The sequence below is a fragment of the Psychroserpens sp. NJDZ02 genome (assembly GCF_004843725.1).
Lineage (GTDB): Bacteria > Bacteroidota > Bacteroidia > Flavobacteriales > Flavobacteriaceae > Olleya.
Genome location: NZ_CP039451.1, coordinates 384,069 through 406,229 on the forward strand (window position 1 = coordinate 384,069; position 22,161 = coordinate 406,229).

Here is a 22,161-nt window from a genome sequence, read left to right on the forward strand (position 1 = left end):
AAACGGTTTTTAGATTTTAACCTTAACCAAAATTAACCGATCTTAGAGGTTCATATTTTAAAATTACAACTTAACATTTTACATCACAGCAAATTAATATGAAAAAAATAGCCTTAATTATTCTATACTTTTCAATAACGGTCGCACAAAGCCAAACTAATTTCCAAACCCTTTTGGACGACTCTAAAAAAGAATTTAATAACATAAACAGTTTAGACAGGGAAGCGTATGACAAAGCAAACTATAACCAAGTCGTTAACTTGCTAGAAAAAGCTGTATTGCTGCAGCCAAACCATCCGGAAGCTAATTACTTTTTAGGCTACACTTACAGTCGTATTAATGCCAAAGATGGCAGAGGTATTACAGGAATGGATTTAGACTTACTAATTAAAACAAGTGCTCAATTTGAAAAAGTCAACCAGTTATCTCCCCAATACAAAGGAGAGCTAATAGTCTTAGATCCCTATTCTAAAATAACTGCAGAATGGGGATCAATGGGGTTAAAATATTTGTACGAACAAAAAAAAGATTCAGCAGTTTGGGCTTTTAAAGAGGGTAAAAAGAGAGGTGGTTTTAGTAAATATAGATTAGAAGTCCTTAAACAAACCTTAATGGCTTGCAATACGGACGCTATCCTGTTTGTCTCCGGAGACATGACGCTCTTTCCTATATACTATCTTCAAACAGTAAAAAATTTCAGGAAGGACATCTCCATAGTAGACAGTAGTTTATTAAACACAACATGGTATCCTTTGTTCTTGAAAAAAAATCACAATGTAGTATTTGACATACCAGACAGTCAATTAGATAGTTTAGACTTTATAAAACGAGAAGAAAACCCAATAAAAATTAACCGTTTAACTTGGTCACCTAAAACGACTTACAAAGGATACTTACTAAGAGGAGAACGCTTATTATTAAGTATTTTAAAACAAAACAATTTTAATAAAGCGGTTTACTTTTCCAAAGGATTTGATAACTCAAGCAGATTAGGTTTAGAAAATCATAGTACAAAAAATGCTTTAGTAGACAAACTAGAAGCAACAAATAACCAAGCTCAAGATTTTAACGACTACCTAATACAAATATCAAACGTACTAGAGCTAACCCAATATATTAATCTAAATAGTGTCGATCAACATAGTTATTTAGAGCTCTACCGATTTAATATATTATATAAAATCAATACCCTTATAATTGATAAAGAAAATAAAAAAGCAGAAACACTAATGGCTATTCTTAATAAATATGCAAGTATTGAAAACACCCCTTTTCTGTATACAGAATATAATGAGATGTATAACACTATTAAGCAACAGTTAAAAGCGCAATAACAGCTACAAATAGTATCTAAAACACCATGTAATTTACAAGTGTCTATCATTATTTAAGAGGTCACTAAAAACCTAAACAATCGCAATAATTATATCGCTTATGCGGAAATTAAACAACCATTTGTTTCAGTAATTTTTTTGAAATAATTATCTCTAAAAAAACAATCAAATTACGAGTAAAAAAAAAGGTGTTTACTTACAAACAAATAACAAGCCCCTTAGAAATATCAATAAAAACACGCAACCTTTTGTAATCATATGTATCTTCTTAATAAACCAGCATTATGAAAACGATAACCTTATTATTAATTGCAGCATTGACCTTGGTTAGTTGCGATAACGACGATGACTCCAACACGCCAACATCAGAAACAACCGTTGTCGGAACATGGCAATTAACACATGTTTATATGGACCCAGGAGATGGTAGTGGTGACTTTACATCCGTAACAAGCAGTAAAACGTTAACTTTTGACGCAGACGGAACCGTTAGCAGTAATACAGATATGTGTATCGTAGCAAGCCAAACAACAAGTCCAACTTCAGGAACCTACACCACAGATGGTGAAATTAGCGTCGACCAATGTCAAAATATTACTTTGGATTTTCAATTGGAACAAAACACCCTTATGGTTTACTTTCCATGCATAGAGGCCTGCGTAGAAAAATATGAGCGTTTATAACTACGCTAAAATCAAATAGCATTTACTGAGCAAAAGTTGCTATAATCTCACTACTAAAACCCCTTTTTTTTTGCCTTTACGGAAAACCGTAAACTAGATTATAGCAACTATTGTAACTTGGCTTTGTAAAAAATATACGTAGTTCTACGTATTTCACAACAACAAGAATAGTTGTAGGTTTGTGTAATACCGCGTTGTTAGATATTACGAATAAAAAGTCACCCTAACCTATCCTATTTGCGGGATATCTGGAATAAAAGTGATTTTATAACGAGTTAGCTGCCATTTAACAAAAATTGCTCCGAATTAATTAATGAACGATAAAACCCCACACGAAAGAGCTAAAAACAAAATTGAGTTTGAAATATCAAAAAAAATTCAATCAACAATCGAATCCTCAAAAAACGGAGGTATTGGCGAACTATTTTATTATTTACACTATTTACATGTTATAAGATTAATTCCTCAAACTCAAGACATACCAGACAGTGAATTAAATATGGTATTAATATACAATAACCACTTAAATGATGCTTATAAATATTTAATTCAAATTTTTTATGTTAATGCAATTGATGTAGCTACACCAATAAATCTTAAAGATATTAGTATCAATTCTGAAATTGTACAATCACTTACTAAACGAACTTTTGAGATTAATTCCAATTATGAAAATTTGACTTTCATTACAATGTCAGAAAATCTTAAAGTTTATGGAGAAAGAGACAGATACTTACGAATGGATTTTGGAGAAGTACTCAATAATCCTAGAACAAAAAAATTCTTTGAATATAATCTGCGCATCGACCGAGATAATGAATTCCATAAACAAAACTTGCAATTAAAAGATGATTTATTAAAGAATTTTGAAAAGGAATATCAACCTTATTCTGATTTATTTAAAAATGAGCTAAATATCGAACTCAAGACATTTATTATGCTAATCGATTTTATAATTAATACAATCACGGAACAAATAAATAGTAATGAGAGCAACTTCGTTAATATTGATGAAGATAAGATAGATGTAAATGCACTTGGAACTATTGTTAATTTTGCCAATTCACTATTCATTGATAAGAACAAACTCTACTCTAACTTCGGAGATAATATTAAAAAAATTCTTAACAAATTAACTTTCGATATAAACTTATATAATGCAAATGAATTAAGATATAATCAAGTCGCACGACAACCAATATTTGATTTTGGAGATAAGTATTTAATTAGTCCTGAATTATTACTTGACAGTTTATTTATTAACCTTCATTATACATTGCTTGAGGGCTTTGAATCAAAAGAACAATACAAAGATAAATATGCATCAACCTTCCTTGATAAAATTGTTGAAGTATCAAAAAAGCATGACTTTAAAGAGGTTGCGAGAGAATTAGACTTATATCAAGGAAAAAACCAAATAGGAGATATTGATTTAATCATAAAAAATTCAAAAAATGATTTTATACTAATTGAAGCTAAAAACCATTCACTACCTTTAGATGTTTATTTTCACGATTATCAACCAACAAGAAAAAGACTATCATATCTTCAAAAGGAATGGGAAAGAAAAGTAGCTAAAAGAAGAAAACATATTTTAATTAATCATTCGAAATATGGAATACCTTCAAATTTTAAATATATTATTGTTTCGAAAAATCCAGAAATATTATCTCACTTTTCAGATTATCTAACTTTAAGTTTGGAAGAGTTTGACTATTATTTAAATCAAAAAAATCTAGATATGACCTTTCAAGAAATATTTGACGAAATATATAGAATTGATGATGATAGATTTACACCTGAACAACTTGAAAAATTGCGAACGGATTTAAGTCCAGGAACTTTTTTAGAAAGGAATAAAAACGGCAGCTAATCGAGTAGACGGCTTCGACTAAAATAGCCCGAGTGCGCCTCTCACACCACCGCACGTACGTAACTACGTTGGTCCTTTCGTCTCTATTGCTAATAGCAATACAACTCAGAAACGTATACAGCGGTTCATAAATCATCACACCAAAGCGCTTTTCACCCAGACACTATCTTCTAATTTAGACATAGGCTACAACTTGTGCTTCAACAGTGATTTTAAAGAATTGAGTCTATGCCGAGCGCAGCCGAAGTATCAGTCTCGCGTTTTGTAGTGGTATTTGCTCATTAATCAATCACAAATAGCCTTCAGATAAAACGTCACGGTTTTCTACCCTTGCGACTTACTACTGTTTCAATACCCCTGTCTTAATCGTAGCCGAAGGGTTACTCCTGCTCATAAGAGACTTGCACCCTCTAGATTAATTATTTATCTTTAGGTAAACTAAAAGAGGCCCATGTTGGCCACACAGACCTTATAAAATTAATGGCAAGTTTTAGCTTGCTTACGAAAATCTTTGCAGATTTTCTATTCGGTTTGTATTTGCTAAATTAGGTGCTGAAACACGCCACTAATCATATACAAACACGTTAGCTCCAATAAAAAATGACGAAAAAGGAATTCATTAATTTAGATGATTCAATTGAGAGTTTTGAACTTATCAAAATACTTAGTGAAGAAAAATGGAAAAATATTGAACATTTATCAAGTGAATGTGGAGGAAAACGAATTAAAGGATTAACTAAACTTGAGATAATAAGTTTTGAGAATCAACTTGGTTATAAATTTCCTCAAGCTCTCAAAAATTTTTATAAAGTTATGAATGGTTTAGCCATAGTTAATGAAAACTTTAGCGAAGATGGAGAATATCCCTTTTATCAAGATTTATATAGGTCTTTTCCGGAAGATATAGAAACTATTAAAAGAAATGCAAATTTAGAATTTGAATCTTATAATGTATCTATAGATGATATAAATTCAAAAAAAGCACCTATGATATTTAATTATTGCGGAAATAGATACTTAATATTAGATGATAGTAAACAAGTTTTATCTATACGAGGAGATTCAATTTTTTTTGGACTGAACTTATCAAAAGGTTTATCGAAAGACATATTTAATAATTTTATGGACACGAAAGTAGAAGATTTATTAAAATATAAATGGTGGTAAAAAAGGATTAAGCCAACGTCAAAAATATACTGATGATTTAAAAATAATATTTGATTATGACAATTGTGAAAAAAACCAGTAGTACACTATTAGTATTATTTTTTTTAATTATTATAAGTTCTTGTAATAGGCCTAGAAAAAACAAAGAGGAAAGCAGCACTATAGTCATAGATACTATTGTCTATGACTATAGTAATATAGAAACAAATAGGCTTAACGAAAGATATAATGGAAGATTAATAAATACACTTCCTGTAAAAAAAAATGATACTGTTTTGTTTCGTACAGACACCTTAGGTAATAGTAAAATTACAATAGCTAATAAAGCTTCAAAATTTGAAATTGAAACTTTAAATGTTTTAAATTATTATAAAACAGGCACCAATAAATTTAGTACATATCCTATTAGTATTAAAAATAAAAAGACAAAAAAGGTATCTACATTATACATTTATAGTAACTTAGGTGAGTCTGAAAGACCAGCTGGACCTAGTAATATGTCAAGTTTAGTAAACATTAAAAAAATTAATGACACTTTAGCTAAATTTGATGTAGATAATAATAATTTAAAAGATTATGATATTTTCTTTAAAATCAATAACAACAATACATTAACTATTAATAAAGTAATTATTAAATATAACTTTAGGAATGAAGAACAAAAATTTTATTGTCAATTAGATACCTTAATAAATATTAATAATAAGAACAAGTATATTGACATATATAAGCTAAAAAAAGTTACTCAAAAGGAAAAAAATTTTAGAAAAAACAATTATTGAAATCACTAAAAAAGCCCAGTTACTAATCGAGTAGACGGCTCCGACTAAAATAGCCGGAGTGCGCCTCTCACACCACCGCACGTAATATAAAAACAATTACGGTTTAGTGCTTAGTCAAAGGTCGTTGCGTGTTTGTAACATCTGATTTTCCTTCGGAAAATCCTCGCATACAAACCCGCACTATTCTTATACGTAACCGTTTTACAGCATTAAAAAGATAACTCCCAGAATACAAGAACTTCAGTCAATAAGTTCAATACTTCATTTTTTTTGTAACGAAACTGTATGATTTGTCGTCCAACGAACAAATAACATTTAGAAACAATGAAAAAACCAATTTACATAAAGTATCTATTAGCAATAATTACAGTCTTATCTCTTAATTTTCAATCAATAGGCTACGCACAAGATTTAACAAAAATTGACAGTTTATTACAGGCAAAATATCCAGACAATGGACCAGGAGCAACATACTTGATTTCCAAAAACGGAAATGTTATTTATAAAAAAGCATTTGGTCTTGCAAATCTAGAGTTGAATGTTCCTATGAAAACAGACAATGTTTTCAAAATAGGTTCTATAACAAAACAGTTTACTGCAATATCCATTTTAATGCTTAAGGAAAAAGGTAAACTGAATTTGGATGACGAAATAACAAAGTATATTCCTGATTATCCTACAAATGGAAATAAAATAACAATACATCACTTGTTGAATCATACTTCAGGAATTAAAGATTATACTAAGATCAAAGGTCTAAATGCAATTTCACAAAAAGACCTGACTCCTACAGAATTAATTGATTTTTCTAAAAACGAGCCTGTCGATTTTGTTCCTGGAGAAAAATTCAAGTATAATAATTCAGGATACGTAATATTAGGCCAAATCATTGAAAAAATAACTGGACAGTCTTATGGTGAATTTGTTGAGGAACAAATTTTTAAAAAACTAGAAATGAAAGCCTCGCAATATGCAAGTCAGAGAAAGGTAATTAAAAATAGAGCTTCCGGCTACCAAATGAGCGATAGTTATACTAACAGAATGAATTTTAGTCTTACTTTATCGTATTCTGCAGGTTCATTGATGTCTACAGTTGATGATATGTTTAAGTGGCAAGAAGCAATAAAAAATCATCTTTTAGTTAGTAAAGAAATAACTGAGAAAGCATTTACGAACTATACATTGAATAACGGAGAGCATACTAACTATGGTTATGGATGGCATATTAAAAACATAAACAACGATAAAACTTTTGAACACGGAGGTGCGATTTTCGGATTCAAATCAATGGGTGTTTATTTCCCTGATTTAGATATTTATGTAATTGCGTTATCAAATTGCCTTTGTAATTCGCCAACCAAGATTACAAGAGAAATAGCAGAATTGGCTGCGAAAAACTAAACGGAACAAAAGCCAACTTGGCATTCACCCACATTACCAACAATGCAAAAGTATCAAAAAAAACAAACATCTAATCAAAATCAGCAAATAGCACTGCTAGAATAACCCACACTACAATCTCACAATTAAAACTTTTTTTTAGCCTTTACTAAACCGTAAACTAGGTTACAGCAACTGTTGTAACTTGGTTGTTGTAAAAAACATATGTAGTTCTACGTATTTCACAACAACAAGAATAGTTGTAGGTTTGTGTAATACTGCATTACGGGATATTAGGAATAAAAAGTAATTATATAACGAGTTAGTGTCCATTAGACTTATGATAAAAAAGAAAGTATTAGAAAACATAATTCAAAACAAAGTTCCCTCTATTATATTAACAAAATTAGAAGAACATGGATTTAAATATTTAAAATCACAAAAAATATTTAAGAAGATCTCAGATGGAATAGAATATCAATTGAGATTATTAACACAGCAATCAACATTAGAATATATAGAAGAAAGTGATGAGCCAAGAATATATTTCTCCATAGCAGGTAGCATTAAATATATTGAATATGAAAAGTGGTATAAAAAAAAATTTGATGAAGAATCAAGAATGAATATTGGAACAAATGGAATCAAAGTTTATATCGTTCCAGATATTAGTGATTTTGATTCATCTTCATACTATGTTCCATCAAAGTCTCAGGCTTTCAAATCAATGGTTACAAAATCATTGATTACAGGTAAAGAAAAAGCTGAACCTCTCAATATTAACGAATATATTGAATCTATACTTTTTAAACTACTTGATGAATTAAATTCTAAATCAAACCCAGAAGTTTTATTTGAAAAACGTGAGTTTCCGCTACAATATACTTTTTTAATGCATTTTTACGGTCACAATGAACTTGCAAACAGCCAAATTAGTAAGACACATAAATATTATTTAGATAAAATAGATAAAGAGGAGAATCCCAAGAGAGTTATCCAAATGTTTGAGAAATTCCTAAATGATGTAAAGAAACTTAACGGTTTGGAATTAGAAAACCCTTTTAAGCAGGCAATTAAAATCAAATCGAATCTTAATGAGAGTAGATTGAATTTTCTTCCAAATTCTGGATACTCTGAAAACCTCAGAATTGATATCAGAAATGTTGATTTAAATCAAGTCTTGTTGAATACCAACGGGGAGATTATCTTATACATTAATAATTCAAAGCTCTTTATCCTGAATTCAACTGGTAACCTTAAAAGCGAAATTACTATTCCGATTCAGCAAGGGTTTAATAAACTTAATTGGGAAATACCGTTAGGATATGAAAAGAAACACAAAGTTACCTATGCCAACAATTTACTTATTTTCGATAATGGTACAGTTATAGAACTTAAAATTCCAAGACAAACAAAAAAAAGTAAACACAAGCAAAGCTCCAATTTTAAGGATGTAAAATTTATAGATAATAATATTTATGTAACTTATCACAAAACACTTATCAAGTATTCAATTGAAGGTGAATTTGTTGAGCAAAAAGAGTTTGAATACGTTCTTGAAAAAATGGTTCCATCAAAAAAATGGGTAATTAGTGCCAATCGAATTTTTGATTTTGACGGCAATTTAAAACATGAATATAAAGTTGGTCATGGAAACAGCCAATGGAAGATATCCAACAGTGAAGACTCAATAACTTTTTACGGCTATTCTACAAAATCTCAATATTATGAGTTTGAAGGCAAAAGTAAAACACTTTGGGCTCACCCTACTTTTAAAAAAGGTTATAAGGAAACTTTATATTCTGATACACATCATAATTTTGATTTGTCAACTTTGACTTTCTCCCCAGATGACTCGATTATGGTTGGAAGTGGGCATCATGGGAAATATGTAGCATGGAGAAGGAAATCTTTTGAACGTTTTGAATTAATTCCTCAGGATGAGGTTATAGCATTACTGAAACCATCTTCTATGTCAATAAGAAAAGGAGATGCTATTATTAATGTTGAAAGTAAGCCAGAAATTGTAGAAATAGACAATGTAAAATATTTAAAAAATAGAAGCAATAGTGCAGGAGAAACATTTTTTATAGAAGAAGGAGAATTCTTCGTTTTCGATATACCTTCTATAAACTTAATTACAGTATGGAATAAGGATTTTCAAAATATCTTCTACGAAAAGTCAAATGGCAGTATCGAATTTCATGGACAGAATCAACTGACTGAAAGGAACAAAGATGAACTAATTGTATATAAAAGAAACGGACACTAATCGAGTAGACGGCTCCGACTAAAATAGCCGGAGTGCGCCTCTCACACCACCGTGCTTACATAACTAAGCTGGTCCTTTCGTCTCCATTGCTAATAGCAATATAACTCAGGAACGTATACTGCGGTTCGTAAATCAACACACCAAAGGGCTTTTCCCCCTTGGCACTATCTTCATATTTAGGCATAGGCTACAACTTGTGCTTCTATAGTGGTTTTGAATAATTTAGTCTATGCCGAGCGTAGCCGAAGTATCAGTATCGCGTTTTGTAGTGGTATTTGCTCATCAATCAATTACAAATGGCCTTCAGATACAACCTCACGGTTTTCACCCTTGCGACTTACTACTGCTTCAATACCCCTGTCTTGAGCGTAGCCGAAGGGTTACTCCTGCGCACAAGAGACTTGCACCCTCTAGATTAATTATTTACCTTTAGGTAAATTAAAAGAGGCCCATGTTGGGCACACACACCGTATATAATTAATGGCAAGTTTTAGCTTGCTTACGAAAATCTTTGCAGATTTTCTATTCGGTTTTTATTTGCTAAATTAGGTGCTGAAACACGCCACTAATCATATACAAACACGTTAGCTCCAATAAAAAATGACGAAAAAGGAATTCATTACTTTAGATGATTCAATTGAGAGTTTTGAACTTATCAAAAAACTTAGTGAAGAAAAATGGAAAAATATTGAACATTTATCAAGTGAATGTGGTGGAAAACGAATTAAAGGATTAAAATGGAAAAAAGGATTAACTAAACTTGAGATAATAAGTTTTGAGAATCAACTTGGTTATAAATTCCCTCAAGCTCTCAAAAATTTTTATAAAGTTATGAATGGTTTAGCCATAGTTAATGAAAACTTTAGCGAAGATGAAGAATATCCGTTTTATCAAGATTTATATAGGTCTTTTCCGGAAGATATAGAAACTATTAAAAGAAATGCAAATTTAGAATTTGAATCTTATAATGTATCTATAGATGATATAAATTCAAAAAAAGCACCTATAATATTTAATTATTGCGGAAATAGATACTTAATATTAGATGAAAGTAAACAAGTTTTATCTATACGAGGAGATTCAATTTTTTTTGGACTGAACTTATCAAAAGGTTTATCGAAAGACATATTTAATAATTTTATGGACACGAAAGTAGAAGATTTATTAAAATATAAATGGTGGTAAAAAAGGATTAAGCCAACGTCAAAAATATACTGATGATTTAAAAATAATATTTGATTATGACAATTGTAAAAAAAACCAATAGATTACTATTTGTATTATTTTGTTTAATGGTTACAGCTTCATGTAAAAGGACTACAAAAAACACAGAAAGCAAAAAAAATAACATTGTTATAGATACTATTCTATATGACTATAGTAATATAGAAACCAATAGACGTAATGACGGATATAATGGAAGATTAATACACACACTTCCTGTAAAAGAAGGTGATACTGTTTTGTTTATTAAGTATGCACAAGAAAAAGGAAGTAAAATTAATATGAATTACAAAACTTCAAGTTTTGTAATTCAATCTTTCAACGAATTAAGTTATTATAAAACAGGCACCAATAAATTTAGTACCTATCCTATTAGTTTAAAAAAAATAAAAGACAAAAAGGCATCTACATTTTACATTTATTGTAATTATGGTAAGTCTGAAAGACCAGACAGCCCTAGTAATATGCCACGCTTAGTAGATATTAAAAAAATTAATAACACTTTAGCTAAATTTGATGTGTACAATGATAATTTACAAGATTATGATATTTACTTTAAAATTAATAATAACAATACATTAACTATTAATAAAATAATTATTAAATATAATTTTGGAATTGATGAGGAAGAATATTATTACCAACTTGATACCTTAATAACTATTAATAATAAGAATAAATATATTGACCTTTACAAGTTACAAGATGTTACTGAAATTAAAAAAAACATTAGAAAATACAATTATTTAAATCACTAAAAAGGAAAGCCCAGTTGCTAATCGAGTAGACGGCTCCGACTAAAATAGCCGGAGTGCGCCCCTCACACCAACGTACGTACGTAACTGCGTTGGTCCTTTCGTCTCCATTGCTAATAGCAATACAACTCAGGAACAAATACGGCGGTTCGTAAATCATCACACCAAAGCGCTTTTCACCCTTGGCACTATCTTCTAATTTAGGCATAGGCTACAACTAGTGCTTAAATAGTGGTTTTGAATAATTTAGTCTATGCCGAGAGCAATCGAAGTATCAGTCTCGCGTTTTGTAGTGGTATTTGCTCATTAATCAATCACAAATAGCCTTCAGATAAAACGTCACGGTTTTCTACCCTTGCGACTTACTACTGTTTCAATACCCCTGTCTTAATCGTAGCCGAAGGGTTACTCCTGCTCATAAGAGACTTGCACCCTCTAGATTAATTATTTATCTTTAGGTAAACTAAAAGAGGCCCATGTTGGGCACACAGACCTTATAAAATTAATTGCTAGTTTCAGCCTATTTACGAAAGGCCTCGCAGACTTTCTATCTGTGATTTATTTGCTAACTTTAATGCTTAAATCACGCAACTAATCTTAGACAAGCGCGTTGGTAAAAATAGAAACACACTGTAATTCAATTAATTAAAATTTTCATAATTAAAGAATATTTAACAATTTTAGAATTAACTATATCGTCTTTTGACTTTCAATCAAATTTGTGCTTATGAAAAATATTATCCTCATCATTTTTACAGTCTTTGGACTCAACTCTATATTTGCTCAAATTGAACAGAATATTTATGAATTGAACTCAATGGAAAACCTTTTAACCGAAGACATTAAGGACATTTTAGATATAAATTTAATTGATAAAAAAGTTATCTTCTTGGGAGAAGCTGAACATCACATTGGTTCGGATTTTTTAGCTAAAACTGAATTTGTGAAATATTTAGTTTTGGAAAAAGGATATAAAGACATTGCTTTTGAAGGCGATTTTTTTGGGCTTTATTTTGACCATAATAAAATTAATTTATACTCTTTTTGGTCTCGTTCTGTTCAATGCAATGAGCTATTCGAATTTTTAAAAGAACATAATGTAACTATTTGGGGTTTTGATAATCAAATGGGCTCTGGTTATACTTGGAATAATTTCACAAATAAACTGACTGAATTTCTACAAAATAATTCCATTAGTTTTGATAAAAAATTTACCGAAACAACTGAAAATTATATAAAAAATAGAAAAAAGGCAACCAAAGTTATTGGTAAATCAAATTTAGAATACTTAATCACTGAAGTTGATAAACTAATAAAAAACGAAACAGTAATTAAAGATAAACTTTGGTCTCAATTTTTGAAAAGTTACAGAAGCGACATTATTATAAATTCAACTCATAAAAGCAATAAAAAAGGAATACCCGTTAGAGACAGTCAAATGGCAAAAAACCTAGACTTTTTGGTTAAGTCAATGCCTGAAAAAAAGTTTATTGTTTGGCTAGCCAATGCACATATGACAAAATATGAATATGATTTTATGAAAGGCCAAACTATGGGAGGTCAATTTGTAAATATGAATCCTAATATTTCTTATCACATTGCTATTTCATCAATCCATATGCCTTATAGAAAAGAAAAATGGATAGAAAAATCAAGTAAAGACTCTGAAAACTTACTTCACTATTTACCTTCAACTGAAAAAAATTATTTTATTGACTCAAAACAAATAATTAACAAAAACCCAGAATATTCGGAAAAAATATTTGAGGGAATGTTTAATCTAGAGGAAAACAAAACGAATTGGTTCAAACATTTTGATGCATTAGTTTTTATATCAAAAGGAGAAAAAGTAAAATATCCGAAATAAAACACTGCTGCTAATCGAGTAGATCGCTCCGACTAAAATAGCCGGAGTGCGCCTTTCTAACTAAAAGAAATGATAGTAGCTATTCAATCTAATACTTCTCTTTTGATTATGTTTCATAAGATACTTTCATAACTTGCTTTTACCCATAGGGTATTCCCTCATTTTAATAATTAGGTATTTTCCCTAATGCATTGATTCTTGAGTTTGCTCTTATATTTTCCACAGTACGACGCTCTGAGTCGTTCCAACATTGAGATTGATATTTGCAAAGCTTGATTCAACAATAAAATCACAACACCACAACAAACAACCACTACCCTGTTTCAAAAAAAACAGTTAACTTATAACCGCAAAAAACAAATTAGTCTTAAATTAAGTATATTGTAATTAAAACACATTACTATGAAACTTTCAAATATAGTATTAGCAAGTCTTATAGCGTCCTCTGTTAGTGGTTGTATGGAAAATAACAAATCACAAACAGAACAACCTATCGCCCACCAAGACTCGATTAAACATATCGTGGTAACACCAAAGGATAGTGTTACTACAAAACCTAAAACTGAACCTGTTATGGTTTTAAAAGATTCTATTACAAGACCATCTATACGTCCAAATGGAGATAAACCAATAAAACGGCTTGGTAAATGCCCTGCATGTGGGATGGGATAATCCTAAATTCAAATTAACTATTTTTCAAAAAAACAACATAAATGAAACTTTCAAACCTTGTACTAGCAAGTATTATAACCACATCGCTTAGTGTTTCTGCGCAAGTAGACAGCACAAAAACAGCTAGTGTTACTGTAAAAACAAATAATGAAACATCATCTAACGCAATACAGACCGTAGTCGCTAAAGACTCTACCAAACAACAAAAAAAAGAAGCAAAAAAACAAAAAAAAGAGATTAAACGATTAACAAAACAAAAGGAACGACAACTAAAGAAACGAAATAAAAGTGAAGCGTTTATTTGTCGCGCATGCGGTATGGGATAATGAAAAATAACAAACCTAAATTAGGCTTATCTCTAATGCCTAACCCAGAATTTATAGCAGCCGTACTCCCTTTATTTGAAGCTGCTCAAGTAGAAGTTATCGAGTGGTCTTTTGATACTATACTAGACAAAACGTATCAACCAGAATGGCTTCCGCTAGTATTAAAAGAATACGGAGATAATAATAGACTCCTTGGTCATGGTGTGTATTACTCCCTTTTGGATGCCAATTGGAGCGCCAATCAAGACAACTGGTTAAAAAAAGCAAAACAAGAGACACTAACTTATAATTACACTCATATCTCTGAACATTTTGGACTAATGAGTGCTACAAATGCACATAATGGTTTTCCGCTTCCTTTTGATTTATCTGATACGATTCTTAATATTGGTATAGATCGCTTAAAAAAACTACAAAACACAGTACAACTAGATGTTGGTATCGAAAACTTAGCGTTAGCCTCCAATGCATCAGATATATTAAAACAAGGCGAATTCCTAAATAAACTTGTAACACCGGTTAATGGGTTTATTATTTTAGACTTGCATAATATCTATTGTCAATCAGAAAATTTTGATATAGATATGCTGACCATCATTACTTCATATCCGCTAGATTTAGTTAAAGAAATTCATATTTCTGGAGGAAGTTGGGACCAGGATACCAGCTTAACCAAACCTATTAGAAGAGACACGCATGATGGTTGTATCCCAGAAGCTATACTTAATATACTGCCAGAAGTACTACAACGCTGTCCTGTGTTAGAATTTATAATTTTTGAACGAATTGGCGACGCCTTTAAAGACCAAAAGGACGGTATCGACTTTAGAGCTGATTTTAACAAAATAAAAGCCATTATAGACCACACCAATTTTAGTACAACACCAAGACATTGGTCATTAAACAAACATAATCTAGACCAACCTTTAATAGATTTAGAACTAGTAAATCAACAAAATACGTTACGCCAAAACATACAATTAGACCAACCTAACGCACATCCAGAATGGGATACTGACTTATGGAAAACAGCCACTAAGCTTTATAAAAAATGGAATAAGTAATAACATCTCACTCTTTGTGGTTAATATTTAAATTACACCTCCAAAACCAAGTTACGCTTTCTTGATTACAACTACCCTTTTCATTTTTCAAAAAAAGAATTAACTTGTAACCTAAAAACAGAACAAGGTGTTATTAATACAGCAAACTAAACAACATCGTTTTGCTTATAATCAAACCAATTGAATACGCGCATTATCTATGCATTTTATACCTCACCCCAATTAATGGAAATAAAACTAAAAACAGGACTCGCCACTAAGTCATATTTAAAAAATTTCACGTTTTTTGAGTTTGACAACTTGGTTCACTTTTTATTCGAATTCTTTAGCGTTAACACCATTTCAAACAAAGACATAGAGGATACCATTTACAAAAGGATACTCAATTTAGGATATGATAATGTAAATCAAATTCCATCTAAGATTAAACTAAAACTAGAGACAAAATATACTAACCTACTTAATCAATCGCAAATTGATTTTGATATAGAAAAACACACCTATCTTTTTATAGCCAAAGTAATTAGCAAAGATGTTTTAATTACTATTGACAATACATTGATTAAAAACTTGGAGAGTAAAATACACCTAAAACCAGATAGCACAATTAGCTTTACTGAGGTGCAAAAAATGGACAACATACAATTTACAACATTATAGAATTATGGGATTATTTGATAATTTTTTTAACAACAAAAAAAACGTAACTGACAACCAAAACAAATCTGATGTAGAAATATTAATGATCGATTGGTTTAGTGAAGCCAAATTGAGTTACGATGAATATAACACCAGTTTTTATCCACAAGTGTTTGAGATTTTTAAAAACACCTCTTACATCGCTGATATAATAAGCGAATCCGAAGATGAAAAACATAATTTAGAATTAAATATTGCATTTATATATTTAATCTATCATTTTCCTGACAAGGATTTGATTAAAAGATTAAAAGCTATTTTTTATAATAACACCAATCAAAATACACCTAACAGTTATTTTACAACCTCTTTTTCGAAACAACAGTGTGCATCATATCCGGAATACGAGTTCTTCCAAAAAACCGTAAATTTAATATTCCACACCTATCTACACATCTCCGGTAACAGGAATCCATATGATGATTCCCACAAATATAAATCACTTAAATTTTCCTTCCCTGAAGGGTTTATCCGTGTAATGGATTTTGCAAAAGACATAAAAACAGAAAACAAACTTTATGTTTTTTTAGGTTTTTATTGTTACAAACAAAATGATTACTCAACCAGTCAGTATATGTCTGCAACAGACAAGGTACAGAACCATTTAAAAGATATTGTTCTTAAGGAGATAAACACATTAAATAAAAGCACTTATATTCAACTAGATTTAGAGCTGTTTCAAGAATTTTTCGATTTGTATTATTATAAAAAAGGATTTAAAAAATGGACCAATACTAAACCTAATCAAAGACAAGATTTAGGGATTTTGGACTTTCCTGATTTTGTCAATTTCATAGCTACAAATGACACCAATCTATTAGTTAAATATTTATTATTATCCTTAAATTTAAAGAGCTTCTACACTGATGACTTTTTAATAAAAACGGTTATTTATTTAGAAAATCAACTAAAACCAGATGAAGATATATTTTTAGATTTTTTGACTATTTACCCTGTTTATAATGAGGTCATTATTGACAATCTATACATACCGTTAGCAAAAAAAATTGGAATACAGTACCATAGTGAAATAAGAAAAAAACTGGAAAACATTATTTTAAATCAATCCACTAAAGCCAAACACCTCACATTTTTTAACGCGCTAACCAATACCATCCAAGATAAGATAGAGAAAGAAATCGCACAAGCAAAATACACAGGATCAGTTGCGATTATTGATACTGCACATGGTTGGACTGCCTTTTTGGAGGGAGATAAAAACAAATCTATTAAAAGCAACTTTAAGGAAGTCACAAAGATTATTGATCTATCGCTTGTAAAAATTAAATCAGGCTACTACGATGATGCTTATCAAACCGTTATAGAAATAAATCTAAATGGAGAGACCCAAAAAATTAAGCATGAACATATTAACGCCATTTTATTTAATGAAAATATAGGATATCAATTAATACCTGTCCCATTTAAGATAATGGAAGTTATAAATGACAAATACTATAAAGGGACCAAATATTTTTGTGGCTTACAATTTTTAAACCAAGAGCAATATAATTACCTGATTTCAACTTATTTAATTGGAGATTTTCTAGACATAAATATCGAAAAAAATTACTCAAACTATAATTTTGCCAATAACAATCCGCTAACATTTAAAGCATTTACTTTAGAAAAAACTAAAAATGTGTCTACCAATGCCTTTTTGGCTGACAATAACTGGAAATGGTTTAAGGAAAAATATGTAGACCAGCTACCCTCTGCAAAACAATGGTATGACTTAATGGAGATAATAATCAGTTTTTCAGGAAGTAAAAAGCCGACAAAAAAATGGAATACTGAAATAGCTACTGCAATAAAAAAACATGGTGAATCTTTGTTTTACAAAGAATTAAGAACATTAATTGACAGCTCGATAAAAGAAGATTTTTGGTATTTTGATTCTAATAGAAATGCTCTAAAAGCAATAGCATGGACTTGCAGCTTATCAAATGATGCGGTGTCATTGATTATTTTGAAACAAATTATTTCTAATTCATATACAAAAGTACCTAATGTAGGTCCAAGATCTGGAGCAATTGGTAATTCTGCTTTAGAAGCTCTTATTGTGCATCCAAACCCGGATAGTTTTGGGATATTAAATCTATTAAGAAATCAAACTAAATATGCCCGTTTTGCAAATGTATTAGACAAATACATAGATAAATATATTGATCATTCTGATGAAGATGAGCAACAATTAGCAGATAAAGCTATTCCTGATTTCGATTTTAACAACGGAGAAAAAATTGTGCAATATTCTGGCTTTGCTGTAAAATATGTAATCAAAAACAAAAAACTAAGTAAAAAATGGATCGTAGATGCAAAAGAAACAACGACTACACCAGCTTTTATAAAGGAAGAAAATGCAAAAATACTAAAAGAAGTCTCTTCAGAATTTAAATCAATAAACACCTTTTTTAAATTAACCAAATCCCGAGTTAAAACCTATTGGCTTAACAATAGACAATGGGATTATAAACAGTGGAATACCAATTTAAACCATAACGAAATGTTAAGTCCATGGCTTAATGGATTACTATGGAAAAATAAAACTCAAGAGTCTACTTTTATGCTATTGGATAACAAAGTCATAAATAGCGCTAAAAAAGAAATTAAAATAGCAGATAGCGACATTATCGCCTTATGGCATCCTGTAATGTCTACAAGTAATGAAATAATAGATTGGCAAAAATTTGTATTAAAAAATAAAATTGACCAATCGGAAAGACAAGTATTTAGAGAGTTTTATCCTTTTTCTGATTCAGAATTAAAATTAGATGACACCTCAAGGTTTAATCATCACTTCTTAACTGTAAAAAAACTAATGGCTATTGCCAATTCCGCAGGTTGGATTTTTACCTACGTACATGAAGATGTCAATTGGCCTAGAGTCTATATAAAAGCACTTGATATTACGGCACATCTTAAATGCGAATATAACCGCAACGATTTTGCAATCCCCACGAAAGGCTTTTATTTTACTAAAAATGACACACGAAAAATTTCTTATAATGATAAGGTTGAAAAAATTATGTTTGATAAAATACCAGAAACAACACGTTCTGAAATATGTAGAGATATAGACTTATTTATCGCTACAACAAGTGTCGCCCATAATATTGAATTATCAGAACAAACAGAATTACTAAAACAATACAGAGAAGATTTCTCTTTTGGTAAATTTTCTGACAATGCACAAGCCAAAATAAGAAAACAAATAATAACCCTAATTGGAGAACAAATAGGATTAAAAAAAATCAACTTTGAAAAAAACTACTTATTAATTGATGGCGAATTAAATAAATACACAATTAATTTAGGTAGTGGTTTTGCACAACTAAAAGAGACAAAAAGACACATTCCAATTATACCTAATACAAACGTTATTAAAAAGAAGATTAATAAATATGGAGCTATCACAGGTGATGACACATTATATATCATATTAGCTAAAGCATTATTTCTGCAAAATGACGCCGACATTACAGATCAAAAAATACTGCAAATAATAAAAAATAAATAATGAAAAACATCTATATCCTATGCTTAATAGTGTTTATGAGTTGTCAAGACAAGACGGCAACTAAATTACCTAGATTTGACTTTAGTAAGACAAAATACTTCTTAGCAGAAAGAGATTGTTGCAGTAATATGGGTGATTATATGCTATTTGAGTTTAAAGATAAAAAGGACTCATTAAAAGGAATAGCAACCCACATTAGTTTTTTTAAAGACAGTCCAACTGTTATTAAAGGCACACTCAAAGACTCTATTATTAAATTCACTTATAAAGAGAGCGGAAGAAAAGACTCTACAGCTTATGGAATAATTGGAAAGGATCAAATTAAACTTCAATTAAATGGTCATAACAACCTTACTTTAAAAGAGATTGATTCTATAACCTATTACACAAAGTATTTAGAAGCACATCCTAAATTATTAACGTTACAAAAAGATACAATTATAGGGGATTATCTTTTCGAGCTGAAAATAAAAAATTGGAATTCGAGAACTAAACATGGTGTATCCACAATAACGATTAAAGACAAAACATCTAAAGCGGACATTCAGCAAATTACATCAGAAGCATTTTATTTTTATAATAAAGATAAATTGTATTTTAATTATTACGAAGATTATAATTTTGATAATATTACGGATTTATCTTTTTATACTGGAACCAATGGACCGTATGCCTCAAATAGCTTTAATTATTATATTTATGACAAAGCAGAGAAAAAATTTATTAGAAGTATTGCTTATGAAACCATAGCAAACGCAGTTTCGTTTGAAGTCGATACCGTTGATAACAGGATGCTTAGTTATAACAAAGGAAGTTGTTGCATGCATTATGCAGATGCTTACAAATGGGTAAATGATACACTACAGTTAGTTAAAAGTCTTTCCGTAGATAACCAATACAAACATAGGGTTATTTTAAAACAAAGAATTGATGGACAATTAAAAACAATACTAGATAAACCAGATTCCCATTTTACAGAACAGGACATGACTAAAATCTACGATAGTTTTTAAAACAGACTAAAAAAAATCTTAAAAAAACTAACATCATTTACTTATATTACTAACCTAACATAAGTAAACACCCCATTATAGACTACATATTACTATGACGACACCTTTAAAAACACTACTTGTTATTTGCACAACCTTATTTTGCACGCTTTGTTTTGCACAACGCCATTATACGGTTAAAGCAAAAAACGGACTAATTATAAGAGAAAACCCAACCGTTACTAGTGAGCGGCTTGGTAAGCTACTTTACGACTATCAATTTGAAGTAGATCAAAAAGAGGTTAACAAATTAGATACCATTAGCGACATCGTTGGACGCTGGATTCTAGTTAAAAAGGACACCATAAAAGGCTATGTATTTGATGGCTTTATGCAAAGAGCATATAATACAAACGCTTATAGATTATACGGTCTGGTTAAATCTGTAAAAACGCACTCCTATTATACCAGTAATACAGAAAAAATAAAACAAGGGAAGCATATTAAATTTAACAAACAGGGCAAAAAAACGCAAGTCTATGAGTATGATGACCAATGGGTATTAGATGAAGAGTACGTTTACAACAAAAAAGACCAATTGATATCCAAATATAAATACGACGTCATTACCCAGTATAAATACGACAAGAAAGGTAATGAAACAGAGCAACTTCGTTTTGATAATAACAAAACGCCTAAGACTAAGTTTTTAACTACTTACGATAGTCAAGGTAATACGATGTCTTCTGAGTATTATGACTATAAAGAAGAGAATAGCACGAAGTCGATTTACACCTATAACCATGCTAATAAACAGACTAAAGCGACGCATTATAATGCGGATGGAAAATTAAACAGCACCTATTTATACGACTATTTAAAGGATACTATTTTAGTGAAAAAATATAAAATTGATTCTGAAAACAATAAAAGAGTCGTCGCTGAAAGACTACTAAATGATTCTTTAGGTTTTATAACCGAAAAATATGTAGAATACTTTCCAAAAGAAACCGAGTATAACAAAGGTAAATTATACACCTATAACCAAAAAGTGTATGATAAACAACATCAATTAATAGAAACAACGACCTACGAGGCGGCTGAAAGTCAGTTTCCAAACATTGGGTTTTCTGGTGGCGGTGGTAATTATGACGAACGGTTCGTTAAACAGTATCACAATGGAGAAATCACCTCTTTTAAAAACTACAGAAAACTATATTACAAACAAAAAGACCAAGAAGTATTAATAGAAGCGATCAATTACAAGCATAATTATTCTGATGAGCTATATCACAGCTATTATAGTGATTTTAAGGAATCCTATAGAAATGAATATTACTACGACTATAACAATACGCTAATAAAACATATTGAATATGGAGACGATCTAAAAACAATAAGAACCACCAAAGATTATGCTTACGTTTTTGACAACAATGGTAATTGGACCGTAAAAAAGATATTTGAAAATGGTAAATTGTACCAAGTGTATAAACAAGAATTGGAATACTATTAATACACACTAACTCCTGTTTTTTATTAAACAAACGT

Annotated in this window: 17 protein-coding genes; all 17 read left to right on the forward strand. The window is 30.2% G+C overall.

Translation table 11 applies throughout. The features are described from left to right. The first annotated feature begins 98 nt into the window (after positions 1 to 98). The 17 genes from E9099_RS01825 to E9099_RS01905 all read left to right on the forward strand — a co-directional run bounded on the left by E9099_RS01825 (position 99) and on the right by E9099_RS01905 (position 22,126). Entirely contained in the window at positions 99 to 1,334 is a 1,236-nt protein-coding gene (locus E9099_RS01825) for a hypothetical protein (RefSeq protein WP_136582039.1), read from the forward strand. 284 nt (positions 1,335 to 1,618) lie between these two features. Beyond that, positions 1,619 to 2,017, forward strand: coding sequence for a lipocalin family protein (locus E9099_RS01830; RefSeq protein ID WP_136582040.1), 399 nt, complete (start codon positions 1,619 to 1,621; stop codon positions 2,015 to 2,017). Positions 2,018 to 2,330: 313 nt separating this feature from the next. Then, on the forward strand, positions 2,331 to 3,890 hold the full coding sequence (locus E9099_RS01835) for a hypothetical protein (RefSeq protein ID WP_136582041.1): 1,560 nt from the start codon (positions 2,331 to 2,333) through the stop codon (positions 3,888 to 3,890). 600 nt (positions 3,891 to 4,490) lie between these two features. Next, a complete protein-coding gene (locus E9099_RS01840) occupies positions 4,491 to 5,057 on the forward strand; it encodes an SMI1/KNR4 family protein (protein WP_136582042.1) in 567 nt (188 codons plus the stop codon). A gap of 56 nt (positions 5,058 to 5,113) precedes the next feature. After that, on the forward strand, positions 5,114 to 5,839 hold the full coding sequence (locus tag E9099_RS01845) for a hypothetical protein (RefSeq protein WP_136582043.1): 726 nt from the start codon (positions 5,114 to 5,116) through the stop codon (positions 5,837 to 5,839). Between the two features lie 324 nt (positions 5,840 to 6,163). After that, positions 6,164 to 7,240, forward strand: a complete 1,077-nt coding sequence (locus E9099_RS01850) for a serine hydrolase domain-containing protein (protein ID WP_136582044.1) — start codon at positions 6,164 to 6,166, stop codon at positions 7,238 to 7,240. A 319-nt stretch (positions 7,241 to 7,559) separates the two neighbouring features. After that, positions 7,560 to 9,491 carry a hypothetical protein gene (locus tag E9099_RS19110; RefSeq protein WP_168800699.1) on the forward strand — a complete coding sequence of 644 codons (1,932 nt, stop codon included), beginning with the start codon at positions 7,560 to 7,562 and terminating at the stop codon, positions 9,489 to 9,491. Positions 9,492 to 10,091: 600 nt separating this feature from the next. Then, positions 10,092 to 10,676: an SMI1/KNR4 family protein gene (locus E9099_RS01860; protein WP_136582045.1), complete on the forward strand. Its 585-nt coding sequence runs from the start codon at positions 10,092 to 10,094 to the stop codon at positions 10,674 to 10,676. Between the two features lie 56 nt (positions 10,677 to 10,732). Continuing rightward, positions 10,733 to 11,473, forward strand: coding sequence for a hypothetical protein (locus E9099_RS01865; RefSeq protein WP_136582046.1), 741 nt, complete (start codon positions 10,733 to 10,735; stop codon positions 11,471 to 11,473). A gap of 724 nt (positions 11,474 to 12,197) precedes the next feature. Continuing rightward, positions 12,198 to 13,337 (forward strand): erythromycin esterase family protein, encoded by a 1,140-nt coding sequence (locus E9099_RS01870; RefSeq protein WP_136582047.1) that lies wholly within the window; start codon positions 12,198 to 12,200, stop codon positions 13,335 to 13,337. A 402-nt stretch (positions 13,338 to 13,739) separates the two neighbouring features. After that, positions 13,740 to 14,009: a hypothetical protein gene (locus tag E9099_RS01875; protein ID WP_136582048.1), complete on the forward strand. Its 270-nt coding sequence runs from the start codon at positions 13,740 to 13,742 to the stop codon at positions 14,007 to 14,009. Positions 14,010 to 14,050: 41 nt separating this feature from the next. Continuing rightward, positions 14,051 to 14,335, forward strand: a complete 285-nt coding sequence (locus E9099_RS01880) for a hypothetical protein (protein ID WP_136582049.1) — start codon at positions 14,051 to 14,053, stop codon at positions 14,333 to 14,335. Beyond that, positions 14,335 to 15,399, forward strand: coding sequence for a DUF692 family multinuclear iron-containing protein (locus E9099_RS01885; protein WP_168800700.1), 1,065 nt, complete (start codon positions 14,335 to 14,337; stop codon positions 15,397 to 15,399). The genes E9099_RS01880 and E9099_RS01885 overlap by 1 nt, the downstream gene beginning before the upstream one ends. A 225-nt stretch (positions 15,400 to 15,624) precedes the next feature. Further along, on the forward strand, positions 15,625 to 16,059 hold the full coding sequence (locus tag E9099_RS01890; protein WP_136582051.1) for a hypothetical protein: 435 nt from the start codon (positions 15,625 to 15,627) through the stop codon (positions 16,057 to 16,059). Between the two features lie 4 nt (positions 16,060 to 16,063). Beyond that, positions 16,064 to 19,618 (forward strand): DUF4132 domain-containing protein, encoded by a 3,555-nt coding sequence (locus E9099_RS01895; RefSeq protein WP_136582052.1) that lies wholly within the window; start codon positions 16,064 to 16,066, stop codon positions 19,616 to 19,618. Beyond that, positions 19,618 to 20,631 carry an XAC2610-related protein gene (locus tag E9099_RS01900; RefSeq protein ID WP_136582053.1) on the forward strand — a complete coding sequence of 338 codons (1,014 nt, stop codon included), beginning with the start codon at positions 19,618 to 19,620 and terminating at the stop codon, positions 20,629 to 20,631. Before E9099_RS01895 ends, E9099_RS01900 begins: the two co-directional genes overlap by 1 nt. Positions 20,632 to 20,725: 94 nt before the next feature. Further along, positions 20,726 to 22,126 (forward strand): SH3 domain-containing protein, encoded by a 1,401-nt coding sequence (locus E9099_RS01905; protein WP_136582054.1) that lies wholly within the window; start codon positions 20,726 to 20,728, stop codon positions 22,124 to 22,126. Positions 22,127 to 22,161: the final 35 nt, after the last annotated feature.

Bases quoted from the DNA above. Each gene is read 5' to 3' on its own strand.
- E9099_RS01830 (WP_136582040.1), top strand. From the start codon at position 1,619: ATGAAAACGATAACCTTATTATTAATTGCAGCATTGACCTTGGTTAGT.
- E9099_RS01865 (WP_136582046.1), top strand. From the start codon at position 10,733: ATGACAATTGTAAAAAAAACCAATAGATTACTATTTGTATTATTTTGT.
- E9099_RS01880 (WP_136582049.1), top strand. From the start codon at position 14,051: ATGAAACTTTCAAACCTTGTACTAGCAAGTATTATAACCACATCGCTT.
- E9099_RS01885 (WP_168800700.1), top strand. From the start codon at position 14,335: ATGAAAAATAACAAACCTAAATTAGGCTTATCTCTAATGCCTAACCCA.
- E9099_RS19110 (WP_168800699.1), top strand. From the start codon at position 7,560: ATGATAAAAAAGAAAGTATTAGAAAACATAATTCAAAACAAAGTTCCC.
- E9099_RS01850 (WP_136582044.1), top strand. From the start codon at position 6,164: ATGAAAAAACCAATTTACATAAAGTATCTATTAGCAATAATTACAGTC.
- E9099_RS01860 (WP_136582045.1), top strand. From the start codon at position 10,092: ATGACGAAAAAGGAATTCATTACTTTAGATGATTCAATTGAGAGTTTT.
- E9099_RS01845 (WP_136582043.1), top strand. From the start codon at position 5,114: ATGACAATTGTGAAAAAAACCAGTAGTACACTATTAGTATTATTTTTT.
- E9099_RS01905 (WP_136582054.1), top strand. From the start codon at position 20,726: ATGACGACACCTTTAAAAACACTACTTGTTATTTGCACAACCTTATTT.
- E9099_RS01825 (WP_136582039.1), top strand. From the start codon at position 99: ATGAAAAAAATAGCCTTAATTATTCTATACTTTTCAATAACGGTCGCA.
- E9099_RS01835 (WP_136582041.1), top strand. From the start codon at position 2,331: ATGAACGATAAAACCCCACACGAAAGAGCTAAAAACAAAATTGAGTTT.
- E9099_RS01895 (WP_136582052.1), top strand. From the start codon at position 16,064: ATGGGATTATTTGATAATTTTTTTAACAACAAAAAAAACGTAACTGAC.
- E9099_RS01875 (WP_136582048.1), top strand. From the start codon at position 13,740: ATGAAACTTTCAAATATAGTATTAGCAAGTCTTATAGCGTCCTCTGTT.
- E9099_RS01900 (WP_136582053.1), top strand. From the start codon at position 19,618: ATGAAAAACATCTATATCCTATGCTTAATAGTGTTTATGAGTTGTCAA.
- E9099_RS01870 (WP_136582047.1), top strand. From the start codon at position 12,198: ATGAAAAATATTATCCTCATCATTTTTACAGTCTTTGGACTCAACTCT.
- E9099_RS01890 (WP_136582051.1), top strand. From the start codon at position 15,625: ATGGAAATAAAACTAAAAACAGGACTCGCCACTAAGTCATATTTAAAA.
- E9099_RS01840 (WP_136582042.1), top strand. From the start codon at position 4,491: ATGACGAAAAAGGAATTCATTAATTTAGATGATTCAATTGAGAGTTTT.